The following is a 22,067-nucleotide window of genomic DNA, read 5'->3' as shown; positions in this document are numbered from 1 at the left end:
CGCCGGGATGACGAGCGCGCGCGCGTCCGACGCCGAGGGCAGACTTCAACCGTCGCGACGCATCCCATTCGCTGACCGTCATCCACGCGCAAGCCGGCACCCGGCGCCTTGGCGTTCCCACGCCGGATTCGCGCCGAGGGCAGGCATGTGCGGAGGGTCGCGGTGCGGAAGCGATGGCTTGCCCGGCGCGCGTGCCGTGTAAAGTGCGCCATCGACGATTGCAGGGGGCACGCCACCGATGACGACCACGAACGCAGGCGCATTGCCGCGTCCCACGCCGCTGCAGCGCTGGCTGGTGCTGCTGTTCGTCAGCGTGGCGATGTTCGCCAACTATTACATCTACGACTCGTTCGGCCCGGTCGTGGACCTGCTGCGCGAGCAGGAAGGTTTCAGCTACGACCAGATCAGCATGATCTTCAGCGCCTACAGCGTGGCTGCGGTGCTGGTGCTGCTGGCGGGTGGCTACATCATCGACCGCTGGGGCACCAAGGTCGCGATCACCGTGTTCGCGGCGATCTGCCTTGGGGCTGCGGCGCTGATGGCGTCCACCGCGAAGTTCGAGACCATGCTGGCCGGCCGCTTCCTGCTGGGCGTGGGCGCGGAGCCGCTGATCGTGGCGGCCACGGCGGTGCTGGCGAAGTGGTTCAAGGGCAAGGAGCTGAGCTTCGCGTTCGGCCTCAACCTGTCGATCGCGCGCCTGGGCTCGGCCTCGGCCGACTGGTCCACCTCGTTCGCCGAGCCGCTGTACAGCAACTGGCAGGATCCGCTGTGGCTGGCCACCGGCGTGGCCGGCGTGGGCGTCGCCGCGGCGATGCTGTACTGGATGATGGAGGCGCGCACCGAAGGCCGCGTGGACCTGGGTGCGCCGCCCGAGACCGACAAGCTCGACCTCAAGCGCATGTACGCCTTCAGTGCGTCGTTCTGGTACATCGTCGGGCTGTGCGTGGTGTTCTACGCCACCGTATTCCCGTTCCGCGCGTTCGCGATCGACTACTTCCAGCAGGCGCACGGGCTGGACCGCGCCACCGCGGGCATGCTCAGCAGCCTGCTGCCGGTGGCGGCGATCGTGGCCACGCCGTTGTTCGGGCTGTGGGTGGACCGCGTGGGCCGGCGCTCGCTGTTCATGGCGATCGGGTCGCTGGTGATGCTGCCGCTGTTCCTGCTGGTGACCTATGCGCCACCGGGGCCGGACGTGGGCATCTGGATTCCGTTCGCCGGTAGCGCCGAGGTGCCGCTGACGCTGCTGGTGGTGATGCTGCTGCTGGGCGGCGTGTTCTCGCTGATCCCGGCGGTGATGTGGCCCTCGGTGGCCTACATCGTGCGCGAGAACCGGCTGGGCGCGGCCTATTCGATGATGACGCTGTGCCAGCAGGTGGGCGTCTTCCTGGTGCCGCTGGTGGTCGGGCGGCTCAACACGCATTTCCTCGCCGGGCCGGAGAACGCGGGCGGCTATGCGCCGGGCATGTGGTTCTACACCGCGCTGGCGGCGCTGGGCCTGCTGTTCTCGTTCCAGCTGTGGCGCACCGAGTCCGGGCCCGGCGGGCATGGGCTGGAGCGCGGGACGAAGGACGCAGCGGGGTAAGGCGACGCGCCGGTCGCGCCGCGAAGGCAGACCCTGGAAGGTGGCACCTGCCTTCGTCCAGTCCCTGCCCGATGCCGTCGCCGCGGAGAGCCGCGTCGCCCCGAACCCTGAAGTCTATGGGTCCCGCCTGCGCGGGGATGACGAATCGAAGGTTCCGCCTGGCGTCGGCCGTTTACACCACGTATTTCTTCGACAGCTTGGTCAGCAGGCGGTCGAGCATCGCGCGTTCGTCCTCGTCGAGCACCGACAGCAGGTCGCGTTCGAAGCCCTGCGCGAGCGGCACGACTTCGTCATAGACCTTGTAGCCGGCCTCGCTGAGCTCCAGCACCGAGCGGCGGCGGTCGTCGCCGTGGGTGTCGCGCTGCAGCAGGTCGCGTTCCAGCAGCTTGGCCACGGCGCGGCTCACCGCCACCTTGTCCATGGCCGTGCGTTCGGCCACCTGGTTGGCCGACAGGCCCGGCTGCAGGCCCAGCACCGCGATCACCCGCCATTCGGTGATGCCGATGCCGAAACGCTCGCCGTAGGCCGTGGCGATCGCCTGGCTGACCCGGTTGGACAGCACGCTGAGGCGGTAGGGCAGGAAGCGGTCGAGCTCCAGCCGGGCATGGGCAGGGGGCGTGGCGGCGGTCGGGGTATCGCTGGACATACGACGTGATCCTTGCAATTGGTTGCACGTGTAACTATAAAGGTCATTCCACCCGGCAGATCGCGCCGGTCCCACCGTCCCCCAGCGCAGCGCAGGAGTGTCCCCCGATGAACGCACAGCCCAACCTCGGCATGCAGGTCACCACGTTCGAGAACCCGATGGGGATCGACGGCTTCGAGTTCGTCGAGTTTGCCGCACCCGAGGGCCAGCGCGACATGCTGCACGATTATCTGCGCAAGCTGGGCTTCACGGCAGTGCGCCGGCACAGGTCGCGTCCGATCACCGTGTACCGCCAGGGCGGGGTGAACTTCCTGGTCAACGACGACCCCGATTCCTTCGCCGCCGATTTCGCCGCGCAGCACGGCCCCAGCGCCTGCGGCTTCGCGATCCGCTTCCGCAAGCCGGTCGCCGAGGTGTTCGAGGCGGTGCAGGCCAACGGCGGCGCCGCCATCGACCACAAGGCCGCCAGCAAGGCCATCGACGTGCCGGTGGTGAAGGGGATCGGCGATTGCATGCTGTACCTGGCGCCGGCCGAGGGCGACGCCTATGCCGATGATTTCGTGGCCATCGAGGGCGTCGACCAGAACCCCGCCGGATTCGGCCTGACCTTCATCGACCACCTCACCCACAACCTCTACTTCGGCAACATGCAGAAGTGGAGCGACTACTACGAGAAGCTGTTCAACTTCCGCGAGATCCGCTACTTCGACATCAAGGGCGCCAAGACCGGCCTGGTGTCGAAGGCGATGACCGCGCCGGACGGCATCGTGCGCATCCCGCTCAACGAGTCCAGCGACCCGAAGAGCCAGATCAACGAATACCTCGACGCGTACAAGGGCGAGGGCATCCAGCACATCGCCTGCTTCACCGACGACATCTACAGCACCGTGGAGAAGATGCGCGGGCAGGGCGTCGCCTTCCTCGACACGCCTGACACCTATTTCGACGTCATCGACCAGCGCATCCCCGACCATGGCGAGGACGTGGCGCGGTTGCAGAAGAACAGGATCCTGATCGACGCCGACCCGGAAACCAAGCAGCGCAAGCTGCTGCAGATCTTCACCCAGAACGCGTTCGGCCCGATCTTCTTCGAGATCATCCAGCGCAAGGGCAACGAAGGCTTCGGCGAAGGCAACTTCCAGGCCCTGTTCGAAAGCATCGAGCGCGACCAGATGAAACGCGGGGTGCTGTAGGGCGGGCCCTGGCCCGCCATTGCAGCCCGACCGTCGCGTCCGCTGGCCCCCGCCACGCATCGTCCGTTCCGCATTCCCCAAGCCGGTGGGCCAAGGCCCACCCTATGGATCACCGATGAAATCCAACGGCTACCAATCCGGGTTCGGCAACACCTTCGCCACCGAGGCCATCCCCGGCACGTTGCCGGTCGGGCGCAATTCGCCGCAGCGGGTCGCGCACGGACTGTATGCGGAGCAGTTGACCGGCACCGCGTTCACCGCGCCGCGCGGCGAGAACCGCCGCAGCTGGCTGTACCGCATCCGCCCGGCGGCGATGCACGGCGCGTTCGAACCCTACGCGGCATCGCTGGCGTCCGGACCGGCCTTCCACGACGATTTCGGCGATGCGCCGGTGTCGCCCGACCAGCTGCGCTGGAGCCCGCTGCCGATCCCGGACACGCCGGTCGACTTCATCGATGGCCTGTTCACCATGGCCGGCAATGGCGGCACCGATGCGCATGCCGGCGTCGGCATCCACCTGTACGCGGCCAATGCCGACATGCAGGGGCGCTACTTCTACAGCGCCGATGGCGAGCTGCTGATCGTGCCGCAGCAGGGCCGGCTGCACATCGCGACCGAGCTGGGCGTCATCGAACTGGAGCCGCAGGACATCGCGGTGATCCCGCGCGGCGTGCGTTTCCGCGTCGCGCTTCCGGACGGCCCTTCGCGTGGCTATGTCTGCGAGAACTTCGGCGCGCTGTTGCGCCTGCCGGACCTCGGGCCGATCGGTTCGAACGGCCTGGCGAACCCGCGCGACTTCCTCACCCCGAATGCCGCCTACGAAGACCTCGACGGCGAGTTCGAACTGGTCGCCAAGTTCGGCGGTCGGCTGTGGCGCGCATCGATCGACCATTCGCCGCTGGACGTGGTCGGCTGGCACGGCAACTACGCGCCCTACAAGTACGACCTGCGCCGCTTCAACACCATCGGCTCGGTCAGCTTCGACCATCCCGACCCGTCGATCTTCCTGGTGCTCACTTCGCCCACCGACGCGCCCGGCGTGGGCAACCTGGACTTCGCGATCTTCCCGCCACGCTGGCTGGTGGCGCAGGACACGTTCCGCCCGCCGTGGTTCCATCGCAACGTGGCCAGCGAATTCATGGGCCTGGTGCACGGGGCCTACGACGCGAAGGCCGACGGCTTCGCGCCAGGCGCGTGCTCGCTGCACAACTGCATGACCGGCCACGGGCCGGATGCGGCGACGTTCGAGAAGGCGAGCAAGGCCGACCTGTCGAAACCCGACGTGATCGGCGACACCATGGCCTTCATGTTCGAGACGCGGTCGGTGATCCGGCCGACGCGGCAGGCGATGGAGGCCGGGCACCGGCAGCGCGACTACCAGGAGTGCTGGGCCGGGCTGCGCAAGCACTTCGTCGCGCCCTGAGCGGGCGCCGTTGACGCGGGAGCGGATTGCACACAATGTTGATCGTGCGGATGCGAGAGTCGCCGCGACCCTGACAGGAGCTTCCCATGCGCCAGCCGCTGTTGCCGATCCTCGTCCTTGCCGTGTCGCTGGCCGCCTGCGACCGCCAGCCTGCAGCGCCCGTCGATGGCGATGCCGCCGCGGACGCTGCGACCGCGGCGGGCGCAAGCGCGCCGGGTGACCTGCATGCCGACCAGCCGATGGAGGAAGTGCCGCCGGCAACCGCATCGCCCGAGGCGCTGGGTTCGCTGCGGGTGGGCTCGCCGGCCGAAGGCACCATCAGCTACGACGGCTTCGGCCCGGCCCGGTTCGGCGGCACCCAGGAGGATGTGCGCATGTCCTGGGGCGGGGATCTCGGCGACGCGCAGCCGTCCGAGCCGGGTGGCTGCTACTACCTGATCCCGCAGCCGCTGACGCAAGGCGGTTACCGCGTGGCGTTCATGATCGAGGGCGACCGCTTCGCGCGGATGGACGTGCGTGCCGACGATGTCACCGCCCCCGGCGGCGGCAAGGCCGGCATGACCATTGCCGAGATCGAAGCCCTGTACGGCGGGCGCGTCGAACAGCGCCCGCACAAGTACGATCCCGACGGCCGCTACCTGCGCATCACCGACCCGGCGGGCGGTAACGGCGTGCTGGTGTTCGAGACCCATGCCGAAGGCCGCGTGGATGCATGGCGCGTCGGCGTGCCGCCGCAGGTGGATTACGTGGAAGGCTGCTCCTGACGCCATTGCGCTGGCGCAAGCCTGCGCGCGACGTCGCCTTGTCGGCGCTTCAATGCCGTCATCCCGGCGCAAGCGCACTGCTGTCTAGAGACGTCGATGTGATGGTGCTTCCATCTTCGATGGCATCGAGTGGAGCAAGGTCAGAAACTTCGATCGGGGAAAGGCATTTCTTTGGCTGCTTTCTTGACCGGCTGCGCCGTCCGCTTCGCAGTGTGCCAGCAAAGAAAACAACCCGCCCATTCATGGGCGGAACGCTCTTGCCTCAACGAGATTCGCCGCTCGCTTCGCATTGGGCCGCATGCGGGACTTGTCGCGCAGACGTGGAACTACCGCCTGACGTCAGCCGCAGGCGTGGTTCTGCGCCGGGCGTTTCAAGACCGCGGCAATCTTGCCGGGAGGCTACTGGCCGGTCGATGTGTCCGGCGCCGTGCCGGTCTTGCGCCGGGCTTCTTCTGCGTCCTCGCGGCGCTCGCGCTCGCGCTGGTCGGCGCGCTCGTCGGCGTCGTCGCGGATGTGGCCTTCCGGGTCCGGCGTGGTGGACGGGTCCTTCGGCCGATTGTCCATCAGTGACAGCGCCGCGCGCGACATCATGTGCGCCGCGACCGGTGCGGTCAGGAACAGGAACACCGTGATCAGCAGTTCGCGCGGCTGCAGGCCCACGCCATGCGTCGCGTGGTAGAGGATGGAGGCCAGCAGGATGCAGCCCACGCCCAGCGTGCTGGCCTTGGTGGGGCCGTGGACGCGATGGAAGAAACTGCTCAGCTTGACCAGCGCCAGGCTGCCCAGCAGCACGAAGAAGCAGCCCGCCACGAGCAGGAAAACGGTGGCGGCGTTGGCGATCATGGTGATGGTGGCGGTCATTCGACGATGTCCCTGCGGATGACGTACTTGCTCAGCACCACGGTGCCGAAGAAGCCCAGCATGGCGATGATCAGCGCGGCCTCGAAGTAGACCTCGCTGGCCAGGTACATGCCGAACAGCACCAGCAGCGCGATGGTCGCGATGTACAGCGTGTCGAGCGCGAGGATTCGGTCGGGCGCGGTCGGGCCGCGGACCAGCCGCCACAGCGACATCAGCATCGCGATGCCGACCAGGGCCATGGCGGAGACGATGGCGATGTCGATCATGGGAACACCTTCAGCATCGGCGCCTCGTAGCGGCGCTTGAGGTCGGCGATCATGGCCTGCGGGTCGTCGACGTCAAGGCAGTGCACCAGCAGGTACCTGCGGTCTTCGGACAGTTCCGCGGTCAGCGTGCCGGGCGTCAGCGTGATGATGCTGGCCAGCGCGCTGATGCCATGGATGTTGGTCAGCTCCAGCGGCACCCAGACGAAGCCCGGGCGCAGCCGCTTCTCCGGCCCCAGCACCTGGCGGGCGACGGTGAGGTTGGCGAGCACGATGTCGCCCAGCAGGCGCAGTCCCAGCGGCAGCAGCGCCCAGACGTTGCCCAGCCGTGCGAACTCGCGCTCCAGCCGCGCCGCGATCTGCGGCATCAGCCAGGCCAGGAACGCCGCCATCAGCAGGGTGCCGGGCGAGGTGTCGCGCGCCATCAGCACCCAGAAGATGAAGACGGTGATGCTTTGCGGGAACGAGGGGAACAGGCGTCTGCGCATGGTCATGGCTCCCGCAGCGACGGCACGGCGTCCTGGACGTGGCGGATGTAGTCGCCGGGCGACAGCAGTTGCTCGGCGGTGGCCTGGGTGTAGCGCAGGATCGGTGCCGCAGCGACCGTCATCGCCACGCCGAAGGCCAGCAGCAGCAGGGTCGCTGCGATCTCGATGCCGCGCACCTTGCGCACCGGCGCCGGCGACTCACCGGCGGCGGCGGCCACGTCGCGGGCGTCGCCATCCTCGGCCTCCGCCGCGGCCTCGGTGCGCCAGAACAGGCGGGTGCCGGTGCGGCTGAGTCCGATCAGCACCAGCAGGCTGGCACCCAGCACGGCGGCGTAGACCCACGCCGTGTCGTCGGAGGGCGTGGCCTCCAGCAGCACGAACTTCCCGATGAAGCCCGACAGCGGCGGCAGGCCGATCAGCGAGATCGCCGCCACCATGTACAGCATGCCGGTGAGCCGCGGCATCGGCGGGGCCGGGTCCAGCAGGCGATCGCCGACCGCGCCCCGCTCGCGCTGCACGATGTGCGCGATCAGGAACATCGCCGCGCCCGCGAAGCAGCTGTGCGGCAGGTAGTACAGGCCGGCGGAAATCGTGCCGGGCTCGCCCAGCGCGAAGGCGACGAACAGCGTGCCCGCCGACACCAGTACGAGGTAGGCGGCACCGATGCGCAGGCGCAGCGCACCGACCACGCCCAGGCCGCCCAGCACCAGGGTCACCAGGCCGAACGCCAGCAGCACGTCGCGGCCAAAGCCCGCCAGCGCACCCGCATCCTCGCCGAACACCAGCGTGGTCACGCGCAGCATCGCGTACAGCCCGACCTTGGTCATGATGGTGAACAGCGCCGCCACCGCCGCCGGTGCGCGCGCGTAGGTGTCGGGCAGCCACAGGTACATCGGCAGCAGCGCCGCCTTGGCGCAGAACACCACCAGCAGCAGGCCGGCCGCCGCGCGCACCATCGCCAGGTCCTGCGGCGGCACCTCGCGGATGCGCACCGCGATCTCGGCCATGTTCAGCGTGCCCAGCAGGCCGTACAGGAAGGCCAGCGCGATCAGGAACAGCGTGGACGCGGCGATGTTGAACACCACGTAGTGCATGCCCGCCGCCATGCGTTCGCCGCGGCCGCCGGACAGCAGCAGGCCGTAGGAGGCGATCAGCAGCACCTCGAAGAACACGAACAGGTTGAAGATGTCGCCGGTCAGGAACGCACCGTTCAATCCGGCCAACTGGATCTGGAACAGCGCATGGAAATGCAGTGCGCGCCGGTCCCAGCCGGCGCAGGCGTACATCAGCGCCGGGATCGCCAGCAGGCTGGTGGTCAGCACCATCAGCGCGGACAGCCGGTCGGCCATCAGCACGATGCCCAGCCGCGAGGGCCAGTCGCCCAGCAGGTAGACGTCGACCTCGCCGGTCGCCGCGCGCGCGAACAGCGCCAGCGACGCCGCCAGCAGCAGGGCGATGCCCAGCCACGCGCCATTGCGCTGCACGACGATGCTGTGGCTGCGCTCGAGCAGCAGCAGGATCGAACCGGCCAGCAGCGGCACCAGCACCGGGGCGAGGATCAGGTGCTGCATCATCGCGTGCGCTCCGGTTCGCTCTCGGGCGAGTAGCCGGGCTCATGGCCGTCGACGTGGTCGCTGCGCAGGTCGGCGTGGTTGCGCATCGCCACCACGACGACGACGACGGTCATCGCGAACGCGATCACGATGGCGGTCAGGGTCAGCGCCTGCGGCAGCGGGTCGGCGTGGTTGGCGGGGGTGTGCGCCACGCCCTCGCGCAGCACCGGTGGCAGGCCCACGGCCAGGCGACCGGCCGAGAACAGCAGCAGGTTGGTGGCGTACGACAGCAACGTCAGCCCCAGGATCACGTCGAAGGTGCGCGCGCGCAGCAGCAGGTACACGCCTGCGCCGGCCAGCACCCCGATCGCGGTGGCAATCGCGAATTCCATCAGCGGGTCTCCTCCATCGCGCGCTGGCGGTGCTTGACCGTGCCCATCGTCGACAGCATCAGCAGCGCGCCGGCGAACACCACCATGTACACGCCGGTGTCGAACACCAGCGCGCTGGCCAGCGGCAGGTAACCGATGACCGGCAGGTCGAGGTCGAGGTGGCCGCTGGTCAGGAACGGCAGCCCGAACAGCAGCGAGCCCAGTCCGCCGACGGTGGCCACCAGCAGGCCCACGCCCAGCCAGCGCAGGTAATCGAAGCCGAAGGTCGCTTCCACCGCGCGCGCGCCCTGCAGCGTGTACTTGATCAGCACCGGCACCGCGATCGCCAGGCCGGCGATGAAGCCGCCGCCGGGTGCGTTGTGGCCGCGCAGGAACAGGTAGATCGACACCGTCAGCGCCAGCGGGAACAGCAGCTGGGTCAGGTCGGCCGGGATCGGCAGCTGGACCGGCGGGCCGGGCATCACTTCGTCCGGCTTCAGTCGCGCCCAGCGCAGCAGCGCGTGCACCACCAGCGCGGCTACCGCGAACACCACGATCTCGCCGTAGGTATCGAAGCCGCGGAAGTCCACCAGGATCACGTTGACCACGTTGCTGCCATAGGCCTCGGGCAGCGAGCGCGCCAGCATCTCGCCGGAGATCGTCTGCGACGGCCGCACCAGCATCGCGTAGGCCAGCCCGGCCACGCCGGCGCCGGCGAACACCGACAGCGCCGCGTCGCGCCAGCGGCGGAACGGGCGCCGCGCCTGCTTCGACTGCTTGGGCAGGTAGTTCAGCGCCATCATCAGCATCGCGATGGTCACCATCTCCACCAGCAGCTGGGTCAGCGCCAGGTCGGGTGCGGACAGCAGCGCGAAGATCACGCTCACCAGCAGGCCCACCGCCCCGATCACGATCAACGCGGTCAGTCGACGGCCGTGCACGGCCACCGTGGCCAGCGTGGACACCACCAGGATCGCCCACAGCATCCAGCCCAGCACCGGCATCGGTTGCGGTGCGGGCAGGTCGGCGAACAGCGCGCCTGCCGGACCGATGAAGGGCAGGGCCGCCACCAGCACCACCACCGCGATCATCCAGAACAGGCTGCGGCGGATGCCGCCCGCGGCCACGCGCGAGGTGAACCTGGCGGCGGCGCGGAACAGGGCTTCCACGTTGACCTGGAACAGGTGCCGGCCCCAGGTGCGCAGCATCGCGTCATGCAAGGCGAACAGGCGGCGCAGGCCGAAGTAGAACGCCACGCCACCCACCAGGCCGGCGAAGCTCATCGCCAGCGGCAGGTTGAAGCCGTGCCACAGCGCCAGCTTGAAGTCGGGCGCGGCGGCGCCCAGCGTGCCGTCCACGGCGGCCTTCAGCGTCGGCTCCACGATCAGGCCGGGCGCGATGCCCACCGCCAGGCACATCACCACCAGGATCGCGACCGGGATGCGCATCCAGCGCGGCGGCTCGTGCGGCTCGACCGGCAGTGCACGCGGGCCGCGGCCGAAGAAGGTGTCGTGCACGAAGCGCAGGCTGTAGGCCACCCCCAGCAGGCCGGCCAGCATCGCCACGATGGAGACCACCAGGCGCATGCCGCCGTGCTGCTCGATGTCCAGCGCCTCGGCGAAGAACATCTCCTTCGACAGGAAGCCATTGAGCAGCGGGATGCCGGCCATCGCCAGCGAGGCCACGATCGCCAGCACACTGGTCCAGGGCAGGTAGCGCCGCAGGTTGCCCAGCCGTCGCATGTCGCGGGTGCCGCACTCGTGGTCGATGATGCCCGCGGCCATGAACAGCGACGCCTTGAACGTGGCGTGGTTGATGATGTGGAACACGCCGGCCACCACCGCCATCGGCGTGGACAGGCCGAACAGCAGGGTGATCAGGCCCAGGTGCGAGATGGTGGAATACGCCAGCAGGCCCTTGAGGTCGTGCTGGAAGATGGCGTACCACGCACCGACCAGCAGGGTGATCGCGCCGGCGGTGGTGACCACGTAGAAGAACAGGTCGGTGCCGGCCAGTGCCGGGTGCAGCCGCGCCAGCAGGAACACGCCGGCCTTCACCATCGTGGCCGAATGCAGGTAGGCCGACACCGGCGTGGGTGCCGCCATCGCCTGCGGCAGCCAGAAGTGGAACGGGAACTGCGCGCTCTTGGTGAAGATGCCGGCCAGCACCAGCGCCAGGATGGCGGGGTACTCGGCGCTGGCACGGATCAGGTCGCCCGAAGCCAGCACCACGTCCAGCTCGTAGCTGCCGGTGACCCGGCCGATCAGCAGCACGCCACCCAGCAGCGCCAACCCGCCCATGCCGGTGATCGACAGCGCCATGCGCGCGCCCTGGCGTGCGTCCTGGTTGTGGGTCCAGAAGCCGATCAGCAGGAACGAGCTGATGCTGGTCAGCTCCCAGAACACCACCAGCAGCAGCAGGTTGCCGGCCAGCACCATGCCCAGCATCGCGCCCATGAACAGCAGCAGATAGGCGAAGAAGCGCGACGAGCAGTCCTTCTCGCTCAGGTAGTAGCGCGCGTACATCACGATCAGCGCGCCGATGCCCAGCACCAGCCCGGCGAACATCCACGCCAGCCCGTCCAGGCGCAGGGTGAACATCAGGCCGACCTGCGGGATCCACGGGAAGCTTGACTGCGGGATGGCGCCGGCGAACACGTCCGGCGTCATCGCGGCCAGCAGCGCCAGGCCCAGCAGGGGTGCGGCCGCAGCCATCCACGCGATGGTGCGACGGGACGCGCCGCGGCTCATCGCCACGGCCAGCGCCGCCAGGAAGGGCAGGGCCAGGAGCAGTGTCAGCATGGGGGGTTGTCCGGTGAACCATTCGCAATGCCGCGGCATCGCACCGTCCCGAGTTTACCCGATGCCGTGTTCAGCTCCGCGCGAAGTATCCTGATGCGATGCCCCGCGAGCACCGCACACACCGATTAATACACGCGTGCGCGAAAGGCGCGTGCGCATGAGCGCTGCGCGCGTGGCGGTGGTGTTCGGCGGCAGCGGGCAGATCGGCGTGCCGCTGCTGCGGCGGCTGGCCGCGGACGGCTGGCAGGTTGTGGCCGTGTCGCGATCACCCCGGCCCGCGGTCGCAGGCATCGACTGGGCGCTGGGGAGCCTTGAACGGATTCCGGACTTGCCGCGACACGCGGATGCGATCTTCAGTTGCGGCCCCTCCGATGCCTTCGCCCGCTGGCTCGCGCGTGGAGACGCGTCCACTCCGCGCGTGGTGATGTTCGGGTCGACCAGTGCTGAGGTGAAGCGCGACTCCAGCGACGATGCCGAGCGCGCCGTCGCCGCGCGCCTGCGCGAGGCCGAGCGGCTGCTGTTCGACGCGGCCTCGCGCATGGACATCGCCGCGACGGTGCTGCGTCCCACCCTGGTCCATGGCGCTGGCCGCGACCTCAACGTGACCCGCATCGCGCAGCTGGCGCGGCGCCTGCGCGGGTTCGCGCTGCCGTCCGATGCGATCGGGCTGCGCCAGCCGGTGCACGTCGAGGATCTGGCCGCGGCGGCACTTGCCTGCATCGCCGCGCCCGCCACCGCCGGCAAGGTGTACGCCGTGCCCGGCGGCGAGACCTTGCCGTATCGCGAGATGGTGGCGCGCATCCTGTCGGCGCTGCGACCCTCGCCGCGCCTGGCGGTGCTGCCGCCCGGCCTGTTCCGCGCCCTGCTGTCGGCGGCTCGCATCGCAGGCGTGGCGCGCGATTTCAACGACGCCGCGCTGGCGCGGATGCGCGAGGACCTGGTGTTCGATGCCGCGCCTGCAATGCGCGACTTCGGCTACGCGCCGCGCGGCTTCGCGCCCACCGAGGCCGAACTCACACCTCCGGCGTAACCTCGGCGATCGGCGGGCGCGCCTTCTGCAGCGTGCGGATCGCGATCAGCAGCACGCCGCCCAGCACCATGGCGCCACCGATCCACAGCGCCGGCCCCGGCCGGTCGCCCCAGAACACGATGCCCAGCCCCACGGCCAACACCGGCGTGAGCAACAGGTAGGGCGTGACCTGCGCCACCGGATGCCTTTGCACCAGCCAATAAAACACGCCGTGGCCCAGCAGCGAGGCGAACACCGCCGCGTACAGCGCGCCGCCCCAGCCGATCCAGCTGGCGTTGCGCAGCGCCTCGAAGCTGCCCGGCTCGAACATCGCGCTGATCGCCAGCAGCGGCAACAGGCTCAGCACCGCGGTCCAGCCCTGCTGGTCGACCATCGACACGCCCTTGAGCTTGCGCATCAGCACGGTGCCGATGGCCACCATCAGCGACGACCCCATCATCACGAACAATGCTGCCGGGCGCTCCAGCACCATCGGGTCGAAGCCCAGCACCAGCACGCCGGCGAAACTGATGCCGATGCCCAGTCCCGTGCGCCAGCCGAAGCGCTCGCCCAGCACCCACCACGCCAGCAACACCGCCATCGGCACGTAGACCTGGGTGACGATGGCCGGCGACGACAGGTTGCCGGCCAGCTTCAGCGCCAGGAAGCTGGTGCCGAAATGCAGCACGCCGTTGAACAGCGCCACCGCGCCCAGCCGGCCCCACTGTTCGCGTGGCGGCACGCGCATGAACAGCCCCAGCATCGCCGCCAGGATCGCCATCCGCATCGCGGTGAACAGGAACGGCGGCACTTCCTGCAGCGCATGCGCCGAGGTGAGGAAGTTCACTGCCCAGAACAGGCAGACCAGCAACACCAGCGCGAGGTCGCGCCCGCGCAGACCCGGGGACGTCATGGCAAGAACCTGTGGAGGAGGGCCGCCGCGACACGCGTGGGGCCGGGGCACGCCGACCGACGCCGGCGGAGGCGACAGTTTACGCCTTCAGGTCCGCGCCATGGCCTGCCACATGCGTGGCAGGTGGATTGCCTACCAGCGCCAGCCCAGCTTCCGGTACAGCTTCGACAGCACCCACGCCGGCCCGATCAGCAGGTAGCGCAGGTCGGTGAAGAAACTCGGCTTCTTGCCTTCGAACAGCTTGCTGTGGCCGACGAACTGCGCGATCCACGCCGCCACGAACACGCCCACCGACAGCCACAGCAGGAACTGCGTGCCCTGCGTATCGTGGATCCAGCGCGTGAGCCACGACAGCGACACGAAGATCGCCAGCATGCCGAAGCCGATCCGTCGCGAGGCATGGAAATAGAACATCCACGCCGCGAACATCGCCAGCGCCGCCCACAGCCCCTGCCGGAAGAAGTGGCCCGGCACAGGCACGCACCACAACAACCCGATCACGCTCCACAGGATCAACGGCACCGCGAACACGTGGATCCACTGGTTCGCATCATTGCGATGGTCCGCGGAATAGCTGGCGAACCAGCGGTCGATGGGACGTGCTTCGGAATCGTGGGTCGGCGTGTTCAACGCAAGGCTCCCGGTCTCCAGGTGCGGAAAGACAACATGGCGCTACGCGCGGCGCACGTCAATCGACATGGATGCCCGCCAGCCTCTGCAACGCCTCCGCATACCGCGCCCGCGTGCGCTCGATCACTTCCGCAGGCAACCGCGGGCCGGGCGGGGTCTTGTCCCAGTCCAGCGTTTCCAGGTAATCGCGGACGATCTGCTTGTCGTAGCTCGGCGGGCTGGTACCCACTGCGTACTCGTCGGCGGGCCAGTAGCGGGACGAATCCGGCGTGAGCATTTCGTCCATCACGTAGAGGCGGCCGGTTTCGTCGGTGCCGAACTCGAACTTCGTGTCGGCCAGGATGATGCCGCGCTCGGCGGCATGCGCCGCGGCGAACGTGTACAGGCGCAGCGTGGCGTCGCGCACCTGCTCGGCGAGGTCCGCGCCGGCCAGCTTGACCGCGGTGTCGAAGTCGATGTTCTCGTCGTGGTCGCCGACGGCGGCCTTGGTGGACGGGGTGAAGATCGGTTCCGGCAACTGTTCTGCCTGGCGCAGGCCGTCGGGCAGGGCAATCCCGCTGACGCGCCCGGTGCGCTGGTAGTCCTTCCAGCCGCTGCCGATGACGTAGCCGCGGGCGATGGCTTCGATCGGCACCGGCTTGAGCTTCTTCGTCACCACCGCGCGCTGGGCGTACAGCGCTGCGTCCACGCCTTCGGGAAGTACGCTGGCCACGTCGATGCCGGTCAGGTGGTTGGGCATCAGCGAGGCGGTCTTGCCGAACCAGAAATTGCTGATCTGGCACAGCATCTCGCCCTTGCCGGGGATCGGATCCGGCAGCACCACGTCGAACGCGCTGAGGCGGTCGCTGGCGACGATCAGCAGCTTGTCGTCGCCGAGGTCGAACACGTCGCGCACCTTGCCGCGATGGCGCAGCGCCAGGCCGGGCAGGTCGGAGGACAGCAGGGTCGTCGCCAAGGCAGGTTCCTGCGGGCGGGCGGGCAAGTGTAGGGCCATCGACGGCCAAATGCAGTCCGGATGGAGGCAGGCGGCCCGGGCTGCGACCCGGCAGGCGATCAGCGGCCCGCGCGGGCTACACTGTGGCCATGACGCGCTGGTACGGAAAACTCCTTGGCTTCATCGCGGGCTGGCTGCTGCTGCGGCACCCGGGTGGTGGCGTGATCGGCCTGATCATCGGCCATGCCTTCGATGCCGACTGGATCTTCCCGAAGAAGGCCACGCCCTGGCGCGTGCTGGGGGTGGAGCGCGATGCCAGCGACGCCGAGATCGACCAAGCCTATCGCCGGCTGATGTCGCAGTACCATCCGGACAAGCTGGGCGAGGCCACGCCGGAACAGCGCGCCGAGGCGGAGAAGAAGGCGCGCGAGATCAACGCCGCCTACGATCGCATCAAGGCCGCGCGTCGTCGCGGGTGAACCGGGGCGGCGCGCGGCCGCGCCCGGTGGTGTTCACCGCACCGATCAGAAACGCCAGCTGGCCGTGACGCGCAGGCTGTCGAAATCCAGGTCCTCGTCGCTGCGGCGGAAGTCCGTGCCGTCCGCGTCGACGAGGATGAAGGGATTCGTGGCAGGTGCCGGGCCGGACGCACGCACGCGGTAGTCGCGATCGCGCAGTTCGGTCATCAGGTACTCCACGCCGATGCTGAAGTTGTCGCCGATCAGGCGCTCGTAGCCCACGCCCCACTGGCGCCCGGACACGGTGTGGTCGCCGCTGTCGGTGAAGGTGTTCACGCCGTTGCTGGTCAGGTGCACATTCTCGACGCGCGCACGCGCCGGACCGGCGGTGGCATAGACGAGGTTCTCGCCGCGCTCGCCGAACGCGAAGCCGCCTCGCGCGCGGATGGCGTACATGTGGTCCACCTTGCGCAGCATGGTGTAAAACGCCGGCGTGGTGCTGTAGGCGGTGACGCCATCGCGGATGTCATTCATGGCGTACTCGCCCACCACGCCGAACACCCAGGCATCGCCCACCTGCCAGTCGTAGCCCGCGCGCAGGCCCCAGTCGGCACCGCCACTGTTGCCGCGGCAGCCTTCGGCCGGGGTGGCGCCTTCGGCAACGCCATTGCAAAAGCCGGGGGAGAACGCATCCGCGCCTGCCGCGGTGCGCACGACGTCGTTGAAGTTGCCGTCGAGGTTGGTGTCGAACAGGAAACGATCTTCGCCGTCGTCGGGCTTGCTGGCGCGGCCGACATGGCCACCGACGTAACCGCCGGTCCATCCGTCGGCGGATTGCGCGAAGGCGGGTGCGGCGGTGGCCGCGACGGCGAGGCCGATGCCGAGTGCGAGTGTGTGCTTCATGGGTTGCTCCTGCGTCTGGGCCCTCATGGACCCGGGTGGGTATCCACCCCGGCGTGGTTCCTGGCCGGTGGCGGTGTGCAAGCGGAACTGTGTCCGCTGTTCGACGCTACGTCCGCGGATGTGCATCCCGATGCATGCGTTCAGGCCCGTGTTGCGCCGGGTTCACGCCCGTGCACACGGAGTGACGAGTGAAAGGCGCGCCTTGTCGCACTAGAATCGTGCGCTGGCGCGCTGCGCGTCGGGTCCACCCGGGAAACCACGATGTCCGATTGCCTGATCGCTCCATCCATCCTCTCCGCCAACTTCGCGAAGTTGGGCGAGGAGGTGGACGACGTGCTGGCGGCTGGCGCCGACTGGGTGCACTTCGACGTGATGGACAACCATTACGTGCCCAACCTCACCATCGGCCCGCTGGTCTGCGAGGCGCTGCGCAAGCATGGCGTGACAGCGCCGATCGACGTGCACCTGATGGTCGAGCCGGTGGACCGCATCGTCCCCGACTTCGGCAAGGCCGGCGCCAGCCTCATCAGCTTCCATCCCGAAGCCAGCGCGCACGTGCATCGCACCATCCAGCTGATCAAGTCGCACGGCTGCCAGGCCGGCCTGGTGCTCAATCCCGCCACGCCGGTGGAGGTGCTGGACTGGGTGCTGGAAGATTTGGACCTGGTGCTGCTGATGTCGGTCAACCCGGGGTTCGGCGGGCAGGGCTTCATCCCGTCCGCGCTGGACAAGCTGCGCAAGGTGCGCGCGCGCATCGACGCGAGCGGCAAGCCGATCCGGCTGGAGATCGACGGCGGCGTGAAGCCGGACAACATCGGCCAGATCGCGGCGGCAGGCGCGGATACCTTCGTGGCGGGGTCGGCGATCTTCGGCCAGCCCGACTACAAGGCGGTGATCGACCGGATGCGTGCCGAGGTGGCCGACGCACGCGGCCTGCGTGCCTGAGCAGAGTCGAACCTGCTTGGCATTGCCGTACCGAGCGATGCGGAGCAGGCGTGGAGCGCCCAGGGAAAAAGGGCGTCGCCATTGCTGGCGCCGCCCTGGAGAAGTGGGGCCATCCCGCCCCGGTCGTCCATCCCTGCTATGGCCTTCCATTCTCCGGATGCGCCATGACGGTTGCGTGACGCCATCGCAACAACTTGTGCGGCAGAGTGCGCGCCAGCCATCCCCTGCAGGCCTGCCATGACCCACCCGCGCTGGCGTTTGATCCTCAACGGCAAGTCCGCGGGCGACGAGGACCTGCGCGAGGCCGTGCACGTGATGCGCAGCCGCGGCATCGAGCTGGGCGTGCGCGTCACCTGGGAAGGCGGCGATGCGGACCGCTATGTCGCCGAAGCCATCGACGATCGCATCGACGTGCTGCTGGCGGCGGGCGGCGATGGCACCCTGAGCGAAGTGGTCTCCGCGCTGGCGCATGGCGAGCGCGACGCGTCGTCGCTGCCGTCGCTGGCGCTGGTGCCGATGGGCACCGCCAACGACTTCGCCACGGCGACCGGCGTTCCGCTGGACCCGCTGCCGGCGATGGAGCTGGCAGCCTCGCGTCCCGCCCATGCCATCGACGTGCTGCGCATCGACGCCGGTGGCCAGGTGCACTGGTGTGCCAACCTCGCCAGCGGCGGCTTCGGCACGCGGATCACGGTCGAGACCAATGAAGGCCTGAAGAAGATGCTCGGTGGCCTGGCCTACGTGCTGACCGGTCTGTCGAAGCTGGGCCGGATCGAGCCCGTGCAGGCCGCCTTCCGCGGACCGGACTTCGCCTGGCAGGGCGACTTCATCGCGCTGGGCATCGGCAACGGCCGGCAGGCGGGTGGCGGGCAGGCGCTGTGCCCGGATGCCCTGCTCGACGACGGACTGCTGGACCTGACCGTGGTGCCGCCGCTCGAGGGCGAGGTGGCCGCGACGCTGCGCGCGGTCCTGTCGGAAGGCAAGGACGCCGCACTGGACCGGATCGCCACCCGTGCGCGGCTGCCCTGGGTGGAGATCGAGTCCACCGAGCCACTGAGCCTCAATCTCGATGGCGAGCCGGTGGAAGCCACGCGCTTCCGCATCGAGTGCGTACCGAAGCGGGTGCGGATGCACCTGCCCGTGGATTGCCCGCTGCTGGCATAGCGCGCGGTCACTTGCGTGCGGGCGACGATGCCGGGCACGGCGCAGGTGCCGGCGCAGGAGCCCTGTAAAAACAGGGGCCGAGCGGTTACATTGCCGCCCATGGACGCGCCTGCACTCCCGCATTTCCCTGCCGCCGGCGAAGGCTGGCGATGGTGGCCCGATGCCACCCTCGCCATCGCCCGTTCGCACCCCAAGGAAATGCCGCGTGACCACGCAAGACGAGTTCCAACGCGCCACCGCTGAAGGCTTCACCCGCATCCCCGTGGTGCGCGAGGTGCTGTCCGACCTCGACACCCCGCTGTCGGTGTACCTGAAGCTCGCCGACGGCCCGCACACCTACCTGTTCGAATCGGTCGAGGGCGGCGAACGCTTCGGTCGCCATTCGATCATCGGCCTGCCCGCCACGCGCGTGTACGCCTTCCACGGCCACACGCTGACGGTGAGCGAGCATGGCGAGGTGGTCGAAACGCGTGAAGTCGCCGACCCGTTCGCCGAAGTCGAGCGCCTGCGCATCGAGCATTCGGTGCCGAAGCTGCAAGGCTTGCCCGGATTCACCGGCGGCCTGGTGGGCTGGTTCGGCTTCGAATGCATCGAATACATCGAGCCGCGGCTCAAGGCGAATGCCAAGCCGGACGAACTGGGCACGCCCGACATCCTGCTGATGCTCAGCGAGGAAGTCGCCGTGTTCGACAACCTCAAGGGCCGGCTGTACCTCGTCGTCCACGCCGACCCGCGCCAGCCGCAGGCCTGGGCGCGCGCCAACCGTCGCCTGGATGCGCTGGCGCATCGCCTGCGCCATGCGGGCGCCGGTTATCCCGAGATCCTCCGGCCCGAAGCGCTGGACGAAGCGCACTTCGAATCCGGCTTCACCCGCGAGGGCTTCCTCGACGCGGTGGCGAAGGCCAAGGACTACATCGCCGCGGGCGATGCCTTCCAGGTGGTGCTGTCGCAGCGCATGAGCGTGCCGTTCGATGCGCGCCCGGTCGATGTATACCGCGCGCTGCGCGCGATGAACCCGTCGCCGTACATGTATTTCCTCGATACCGGCGAGACCCAGGTCGTGGGTTCGTCGCCGGAAATCCTGGTGCGCCTGCAGGCGGGCGACGTCACCGTGCGCCCCATCGCCGGCACCCGCCCGCGCGGGGCCACGCACGATGAGGACGTGGCACTCGAAGCCGAACTGCTGGCCGACCCCAAGGAACGCGCCGAACACCTGATGCTGATCGACCTGGGCCGCAACGACGTGGGCCACGTCGCCGAGGCCGGCAGCGTCGCGGTGGGCGAGAGTTTCGTGATCGAACGCTACAGCCACGTCATGCACATCGTCAGCGAGGTCACCGGCCGGTTGCAGCCGGGGCTGAGCTATGCCGACGTGCTGCGCGCGACGTTCCCGGCCGGCACCGTCAGCGGCGCGCCGAAGATCCGCGCGCTGGAGATCATCCGCGAACTGGAGCCGGTGAAACGCAACGTCTATGCCGGCGCCATCGGCTACCTCGGCTGGCACGGCGATGCCGACACCGCCATCGCCATCCGCACCGCGGTCATCCAGGACGGCAAGCTGCACGTGCAGGCCGGTGCCGGCATCGTGTTCGACTCCGATCCGCAAAAGGAGTGGGAGGAGACGATGAACAAGGGGCGCGCGCTGTTCCGCGCGGTGGCGGAAGCGGCGAGGGGGTTGTGATCACTCAATCGAGGGGGCAGGGCATGAAAAGCATCATTGCGGTGGTTGTGCTGTCGCTGGTGGCGCTGGGCGCACAGGACCAGTCGATCGGGGGGGCGCCTTTCATTGCCGTGCAAGGCAAGGCGAAGGCAGAGGTCGCGCCGGATATCTTTCCGCTGGACATCACGCTGTCGGAAACCAGCAAGGATGCGGCCAGGACGCAGGCGTTGATCGAAGGTCTGGCGCGAGAGGTCGTCGACCTGGCGCAAGCCATGGGCATGGCCGACCGGGATGTCACCGTGTCGAATCTCGATGTCTCCCCCGAGTACCGCTACAACGAGCGGAACGACACCGAGGTCTTCCTCGGCAACACCTACCAGCGCGAGATCAAATTTCGCTTCCGTTCGCTGGCCGATCTGCAAAAGATGATTTCGTCGCTGCCGCAAACCAGCCAGGTGCGCCTGAACACCCGCAGGTTCGAAACGTCACAAGCGGAGGAGTTGCGCCGGCAGTTGCTGATGCAGGCGGTGGAGGATGCGCGGAGGACGGCCGACATCATGGCGTCTGCCGTAGGCAAGCGCATCGGCACGGTGCACAACATCTCGAACCAGGGGTTCAACATGCGCTATGCGGCGGGCGACGATTATTCACAACTGGATCGCGTCACGGTGACGGGCGCGCGGGCCGCGCCGCCACCTGCCGTATTGCGGGAAGGCAGCATCCAGCTCGACCAGAACGTCTACATCATCTACACCCTGATCGATTGAGATCTACCGATGCTGCTGATGATCGACAATTACGACAGCTTCACCTGGAACCTCGTGCAGTACCTGCAGGCGCTGGGCGCCGAGGTGCGGGTGGAGCGCAACGATGCGTTGACGGTCGATGCCATCGAGAAGCTGGCGCCGCAGCGCATCGTGGTGTCGCCCGGGCCGTGTACGCCGAACGAGGCGGGGGTGTCGCTGGACCTGATCGCGCGGCTGGGTGCGACGACGCCGATCCTGGGCGTGTGCCTGGGGCACCAGGCCATCGGCCAGGTGTATGGCGGCAAGGTGGTGCGCGCCGGGCGGATCATGCACGGCAAGACCTCGGCGATCCGCCACGAGGGCAAGGGTGTGTTCGCGGACCTGCCCGATGGCTATGAGGCCACCCGCTACCACTCGCTGGTGGTCGAGCGCGGTTCGTTGCCGGATTGCCTGGAGGTGACGGCGTGGACCGAGCACGAGGATGGCTCGTTCGAGGAGATCATGGGCCTGCGCCACCGCGAACATCCGGTCGAGGGCGTGCAGTTCCATCCCGAGTCGATCCTGACCGAGCATGGCCATGCGTTGCTGAAGAATTTCCTGGAGCGATGACGCCTGATGCCGTCATCCCGGCGAAAGCCTGGACCCAGCGACGTTTGCATGGCGCGTTGATCCGTCACCGGTCGAAAACACGGGGCTGCGGCTCCCGCCGGGATGACGAGCAAAAGCGCTACGCTCTTCCCGATTCCCGATTCCCGATTCC

Annotated in this window: 22 protein-coding genes; 11 read left to right on the top strand and 11 right to left on the bottom strand. The window is 68.5% G+C overall.

Annotation, left to right across the window (positions count from 1 at the left end; genetic code table 11):
- The first annotated feature begins 238 nt into the window (after nt 1-238).
- Nucleotides 239-1,582, top strand: a complete 1,344-nt coding sequence (locus E2F46_RS08535) for an MFS transporter (protein WP_133321659.1) — start codon at nt 239-241, stop codon at nt 1,580-1,582.
- A 172-nt stretch (nt 1,583-1,754) separates the two neighbouring features.
- On the opposite strand, the gene E2F46_RS08530 is transcribed toward E2F46_RS08535, so the two are convergent.
- Nucleotides 1,755-2,228, bottom strand: a complete 474-nt coding sequence (locus tag E2F46_RS08530) for a MarR family winged helix-turn-helix transcriptional regulator (RefSeq protein ID WP_133321658.1) — start codon at nt 2,226-2,228, stop codon at nt 1,755-1,757.
- Nucleotides 2,229-2,335: 107 nt separating this feature from the next.
- On the opposite strand from E2F46_RS08530, the gene hppD reads away from it, so the two are divergent.
- The 3 genes from hppD (at nt 2,336) to E2F46_RS08515 (ending at nt 5,608) form a co-directional block, all read left to right on the top strand.
- Nucleotides 2,336-3,421, top strand: a complete 1,086-nt coding sequence (gene hppD / locus E2F46_RS08525; RefSeq protein ID WP_165967405.1) for a 4-hydroxyphenylpyruvate dioxygenase — start codon at nt 2,336-2,338, stop codon at nt 3,419-3,421.
- Nucleotides 3,422-3,536: 115 nt separating this feature from the next.
- Nucleotides 3,537-4,844, top strand: coding sequence for a homogentisate 1,2-dioxygenase (gene hmgA, locus E2F46_RS08520; protein WP_133321657.1), 1,308 nt, complete (start codon nt 3,537-3,539; stop codon nt 4,842-4,844).
- Nucleotides 4,845-4,930: 86 nt separating this feature from the next.
- The gene (locus tag E2F46_RS08515) at nt 4,931-5,608 is read left to right on the top strand and encodes a hypothetical protein (RefSeq protein WP_133321656.1); all 678 of its coding nucleotides are present in this window, start codon (nt 4,931-4,933) and stop codon (nt 5,606-5,608) included.
- Nucleotides 5,609-6,007: 399 nt separating this feature from the next.
- Here the strand turns inward: E2F46_RS08515 and E2F46_RS08510 are convergent, their stop codons facing one another.
- Genes E2F46_RS08510 through E2F46_RS08485 form a run of 6 tightly spaced genes read right to left on the bottom strand, consistent with a single transcriptional unit; the run spans nt 6,008 to nt 11,945 of the window.
- Complete coding sequence (locus E2F46_RS08510; RefSeq protein ID WP_243720361.1) at nt 6,008-6,469, bottom strand: Na+/H+ antiporter subunit G; 462 nt, start codon at nt 6,467-6,469, stop codon at nt 6,008-6,010.
- Nucleotides 6,466-6,735, bottom strand: coding sequence for a K+/H+ antiporter subunit F (locus tag E2F46_RS08505; protein ID WP_133321655.1), 270 nt, complete (start codon nt 6,733-6,735; stop codon nt 6,466-6,468). Before E2F46_RS08505 ends, E2F46_RS08510 begins: the two co-directional genes overlap by 4 nt.
- A complete protein-coding gene (locus E2F46_RS08500; protein WP_207949552.1) occupies nt 6,732-7,226 on the bottom strand; it encodes a Na+/H+ antiporter subunit E in 495 nt (164 codons plus the stop codon). The genes E2F46_RS08505 and E2F46_RS08500 overlap by 4 nt, the downstream gene beginning before the upstream one ends.
- Entirely contained in the window at nt 7,223-8,791 is a 1,569-nt protein-coding gene (locus E2F46_RS08495; protein ID WP_133321805.1) for a monovalent cation/H+ antiporter subunit D, read from the bottom strand. The genes E2F46_RS08500 and E2F46_RS08495 overlap by 4 nt, the downstream gene beginning before the upstream one ends.
- On the bottom strand, nt 8,791-9,165 hold the full coding sequence (locus E2F46_RS08490; RefSeq protein ID WP_133321653.1) for a Na+/H+ antiporter subunit C: 375 nt from the start codon (nt 9,163-9,165) through the stop codon (nt 8,791-8,793). Before E2F46_RS08490 ends, E2F46_RS08495 begins: the two co-directional genes overlap by 1 nt.
- Nucleotides 9,165-11,945 (bottom strand): monovalent cation/H+ antiporter subunit A, encoded by a 2,781-nt coding sequence (locus tag E2F46_RS08485; RefSeq protein WP_243720360.1) that lies wholly within the window; start codon nt 11,943-11,945, stop codon nt 9,165-9,167. The genes E2F46_RS08490 and E2F46_RS08485 overlap by 1 nt, the downstream gene beginning before the upstream one ends.
- Nucleotides 11,946-12,102: 157 nt before the next feature.
- On the opposite strand from E2F46_RS08485, the gene E2F46_RS08480 reads away from it, so the two are divergent.
- Nucleotides 12,103-12,975 (top strand): NAD-dependent epimerase/dehydratase family protein, encoded by an 873-nt coding sequence (locus tag E2F46_RS08480; protein WP_133321651.1) that lies wholly within the window; start codon nt 12,103-12,105, stop codon nt 12,973-12,975.
- On the opposite strand, the gene E2F46_RS08475 is transcribed toward E2F46_RS08480, so the two are convergent.
- The 3 genes from E2F46_RS08475 to E2F46_RS08465 all read right to left on the bottom strand — a co-directional run bounded on the left by E2F46_RS08475 (nt 12,959) and on the right by E2F46_RS08465 (nt 15,452).
- Nucleotides 12,959-13,867: a DMT family transporter gene (locus tag E2F46_RS08475; RefSeq protein WP_133321650.1), complete on the bottom strand. Its 909-nt coding sequence runs from the start codon at nt 13,865-13,867 to the stop codon at nt 12,959-12,961. The genes E2F46_RS08480 and E2F46_RS08475 overlap by 17 nt on opposite strands.
- 132 nt (nt 13,868-13,999) lie before the next feature.
- Nucleotides 14,000-14,497 (bottom strand): Mpo1 family 2-hydroxy fatty acid dioxygenase, encoded by a 498-nt coding sequence (locus tag E2F46_RS08470; protein WP_133321649.1) that lies wholly within the window; start codon nt 14,495-14,497, stop codon nt 14,000-14,002.
- Nucleotides 14,498-14,555: 58 nt separating this feature from the next.
- A complete protein-coding gene (locus tag E2F46_RS08465) occupies nt 14,556-15,452 on the bottom strand; it encodes a phosphoribosylaminoimidazolesuccinocarboxamide synthase (RefSeq protein ID WP_133321648.1) in 897 nt (298 codons plus the stop codon).
- 128 nt (nt 15,453-15,580) lie between these two features.
- On the opposite strand from E2F46_RS08465, the gene E2F46_RS08460 reads away from it, so the two are divergent.
- On the top strand, nt 15,581-15,910 hold the full coding sequence (locus tag E2F46_RS08460) for a J domain-containing protein (RefSeq protein ID WP_133321647.1): 330 nt from the start codon (nt 15,581-15,583) through the stop codon (nt 15,908-15,910).
- Nucleotides 15,911-15,955: 45 nt separating this feature from the next.
- On the opposite strand, the gene E2F46_RS08455 is transcribed toward E2F46_RS08460, so the two are convergent.
- Entirely contained in the window at nt 15,956-16,792 is an 837-nt protein-coding gene (locus E2F46_RS08455) for an outer membrane protein (RefSeq protein WP_133321646.1), read from the bottom strand.
- A 261-nt stretch (nt 16,793-17,053) separates the two neighbouring features.
- Here E2F46_RS08455 and rpe point away from each other — a divergent pair, with 261 nt between their 5' ends.
- The 5 genes from rpe (at nt 17,054) to E2F46_RS08430 (ending at nt 21,916) form a co-directional block, all read left to right on the top strand.
- Nucleotides 17,054-17,737 (top strand): ribulose-phosphate 3-epimerase, encoded by a 684-nt coding sequence (gene rpe, locus E2F46_RS08450; protein WP_133321645.1) that lies wholly within the window; start codon nt 17,054-17,056, stop codon nt 17,735-17,737.
- Between the two features lie 237 nt (nt 17,738-17,974).
- Nucleotides 17,975-18,901 carry a lipid kinase YegS gene (gene yegS / locus E2F46_RS08445; protein WP_133321644.1) on the top strand — a complete coding sequence of 309 codons (927 nt, stop codon included), beginning with the start codon at nt 17,975-17,977 and terminating at the stop codon, nt 18,899-18,901.
- 160 nt (nt 18,902-19,061) lie between these two features.
- Nucleotides 19,062-20,582 (top strand): anthranilate synthase component I, encoded by a 1,521-nt coding sequence (trpE, locus tag E2F46_RS08440; RefSeq protein WP_425599815.1) that lies wholly within the window; start codon nt 19,062-19,064, stop codon nt 20,580-20,582.
- Between the two features lie 23 nt (nt 20,583-20,605).
- Nucleotides 20,606-21,328 carry an SIMPL domain-containing protein gene (locus tag E2F46_RS08435; RefSeq protein WP_133321642.1) on the top strand — a complete coding sequence of 241 codons (723 nt, stop codon included), beginning with the start codon at nt 20,606-20,608 and terminating at the stop codon, nt 21,326-21,328.
- A gap of 9 nt (nt 21,329-21,337) precedes the next feature.
- On the top strand, nt 21,338-21,916 hold the full coding sequence (locus E2F46_RS08430; RefSeq protein WP_133321641.1) for an anthranilate synthase component II: 579 nt from the start codon (nt 21,338-21,340) through the stop codon (nt 21,914-21,916).
- The last annotated feature ends 151 nt before the right edge of the window (nt 21,917-22,067 follow it).

Origin of the sequence: Luteimonas aestuarii, from assembly GCF_004357985.1 — a bacterium.
GTDB lineage: Bacteria > Pseudomonadota > Gammaproteobacteria > Xanthomonadales > Xanthomonadaceae > Luteimonas > Luteimonas aestuarii.
The sequence above is the reverse complement of the archived record's forward strand: the minus strand, read 5'-3'. Positions and strand labels throughout refer to the sequence as shown.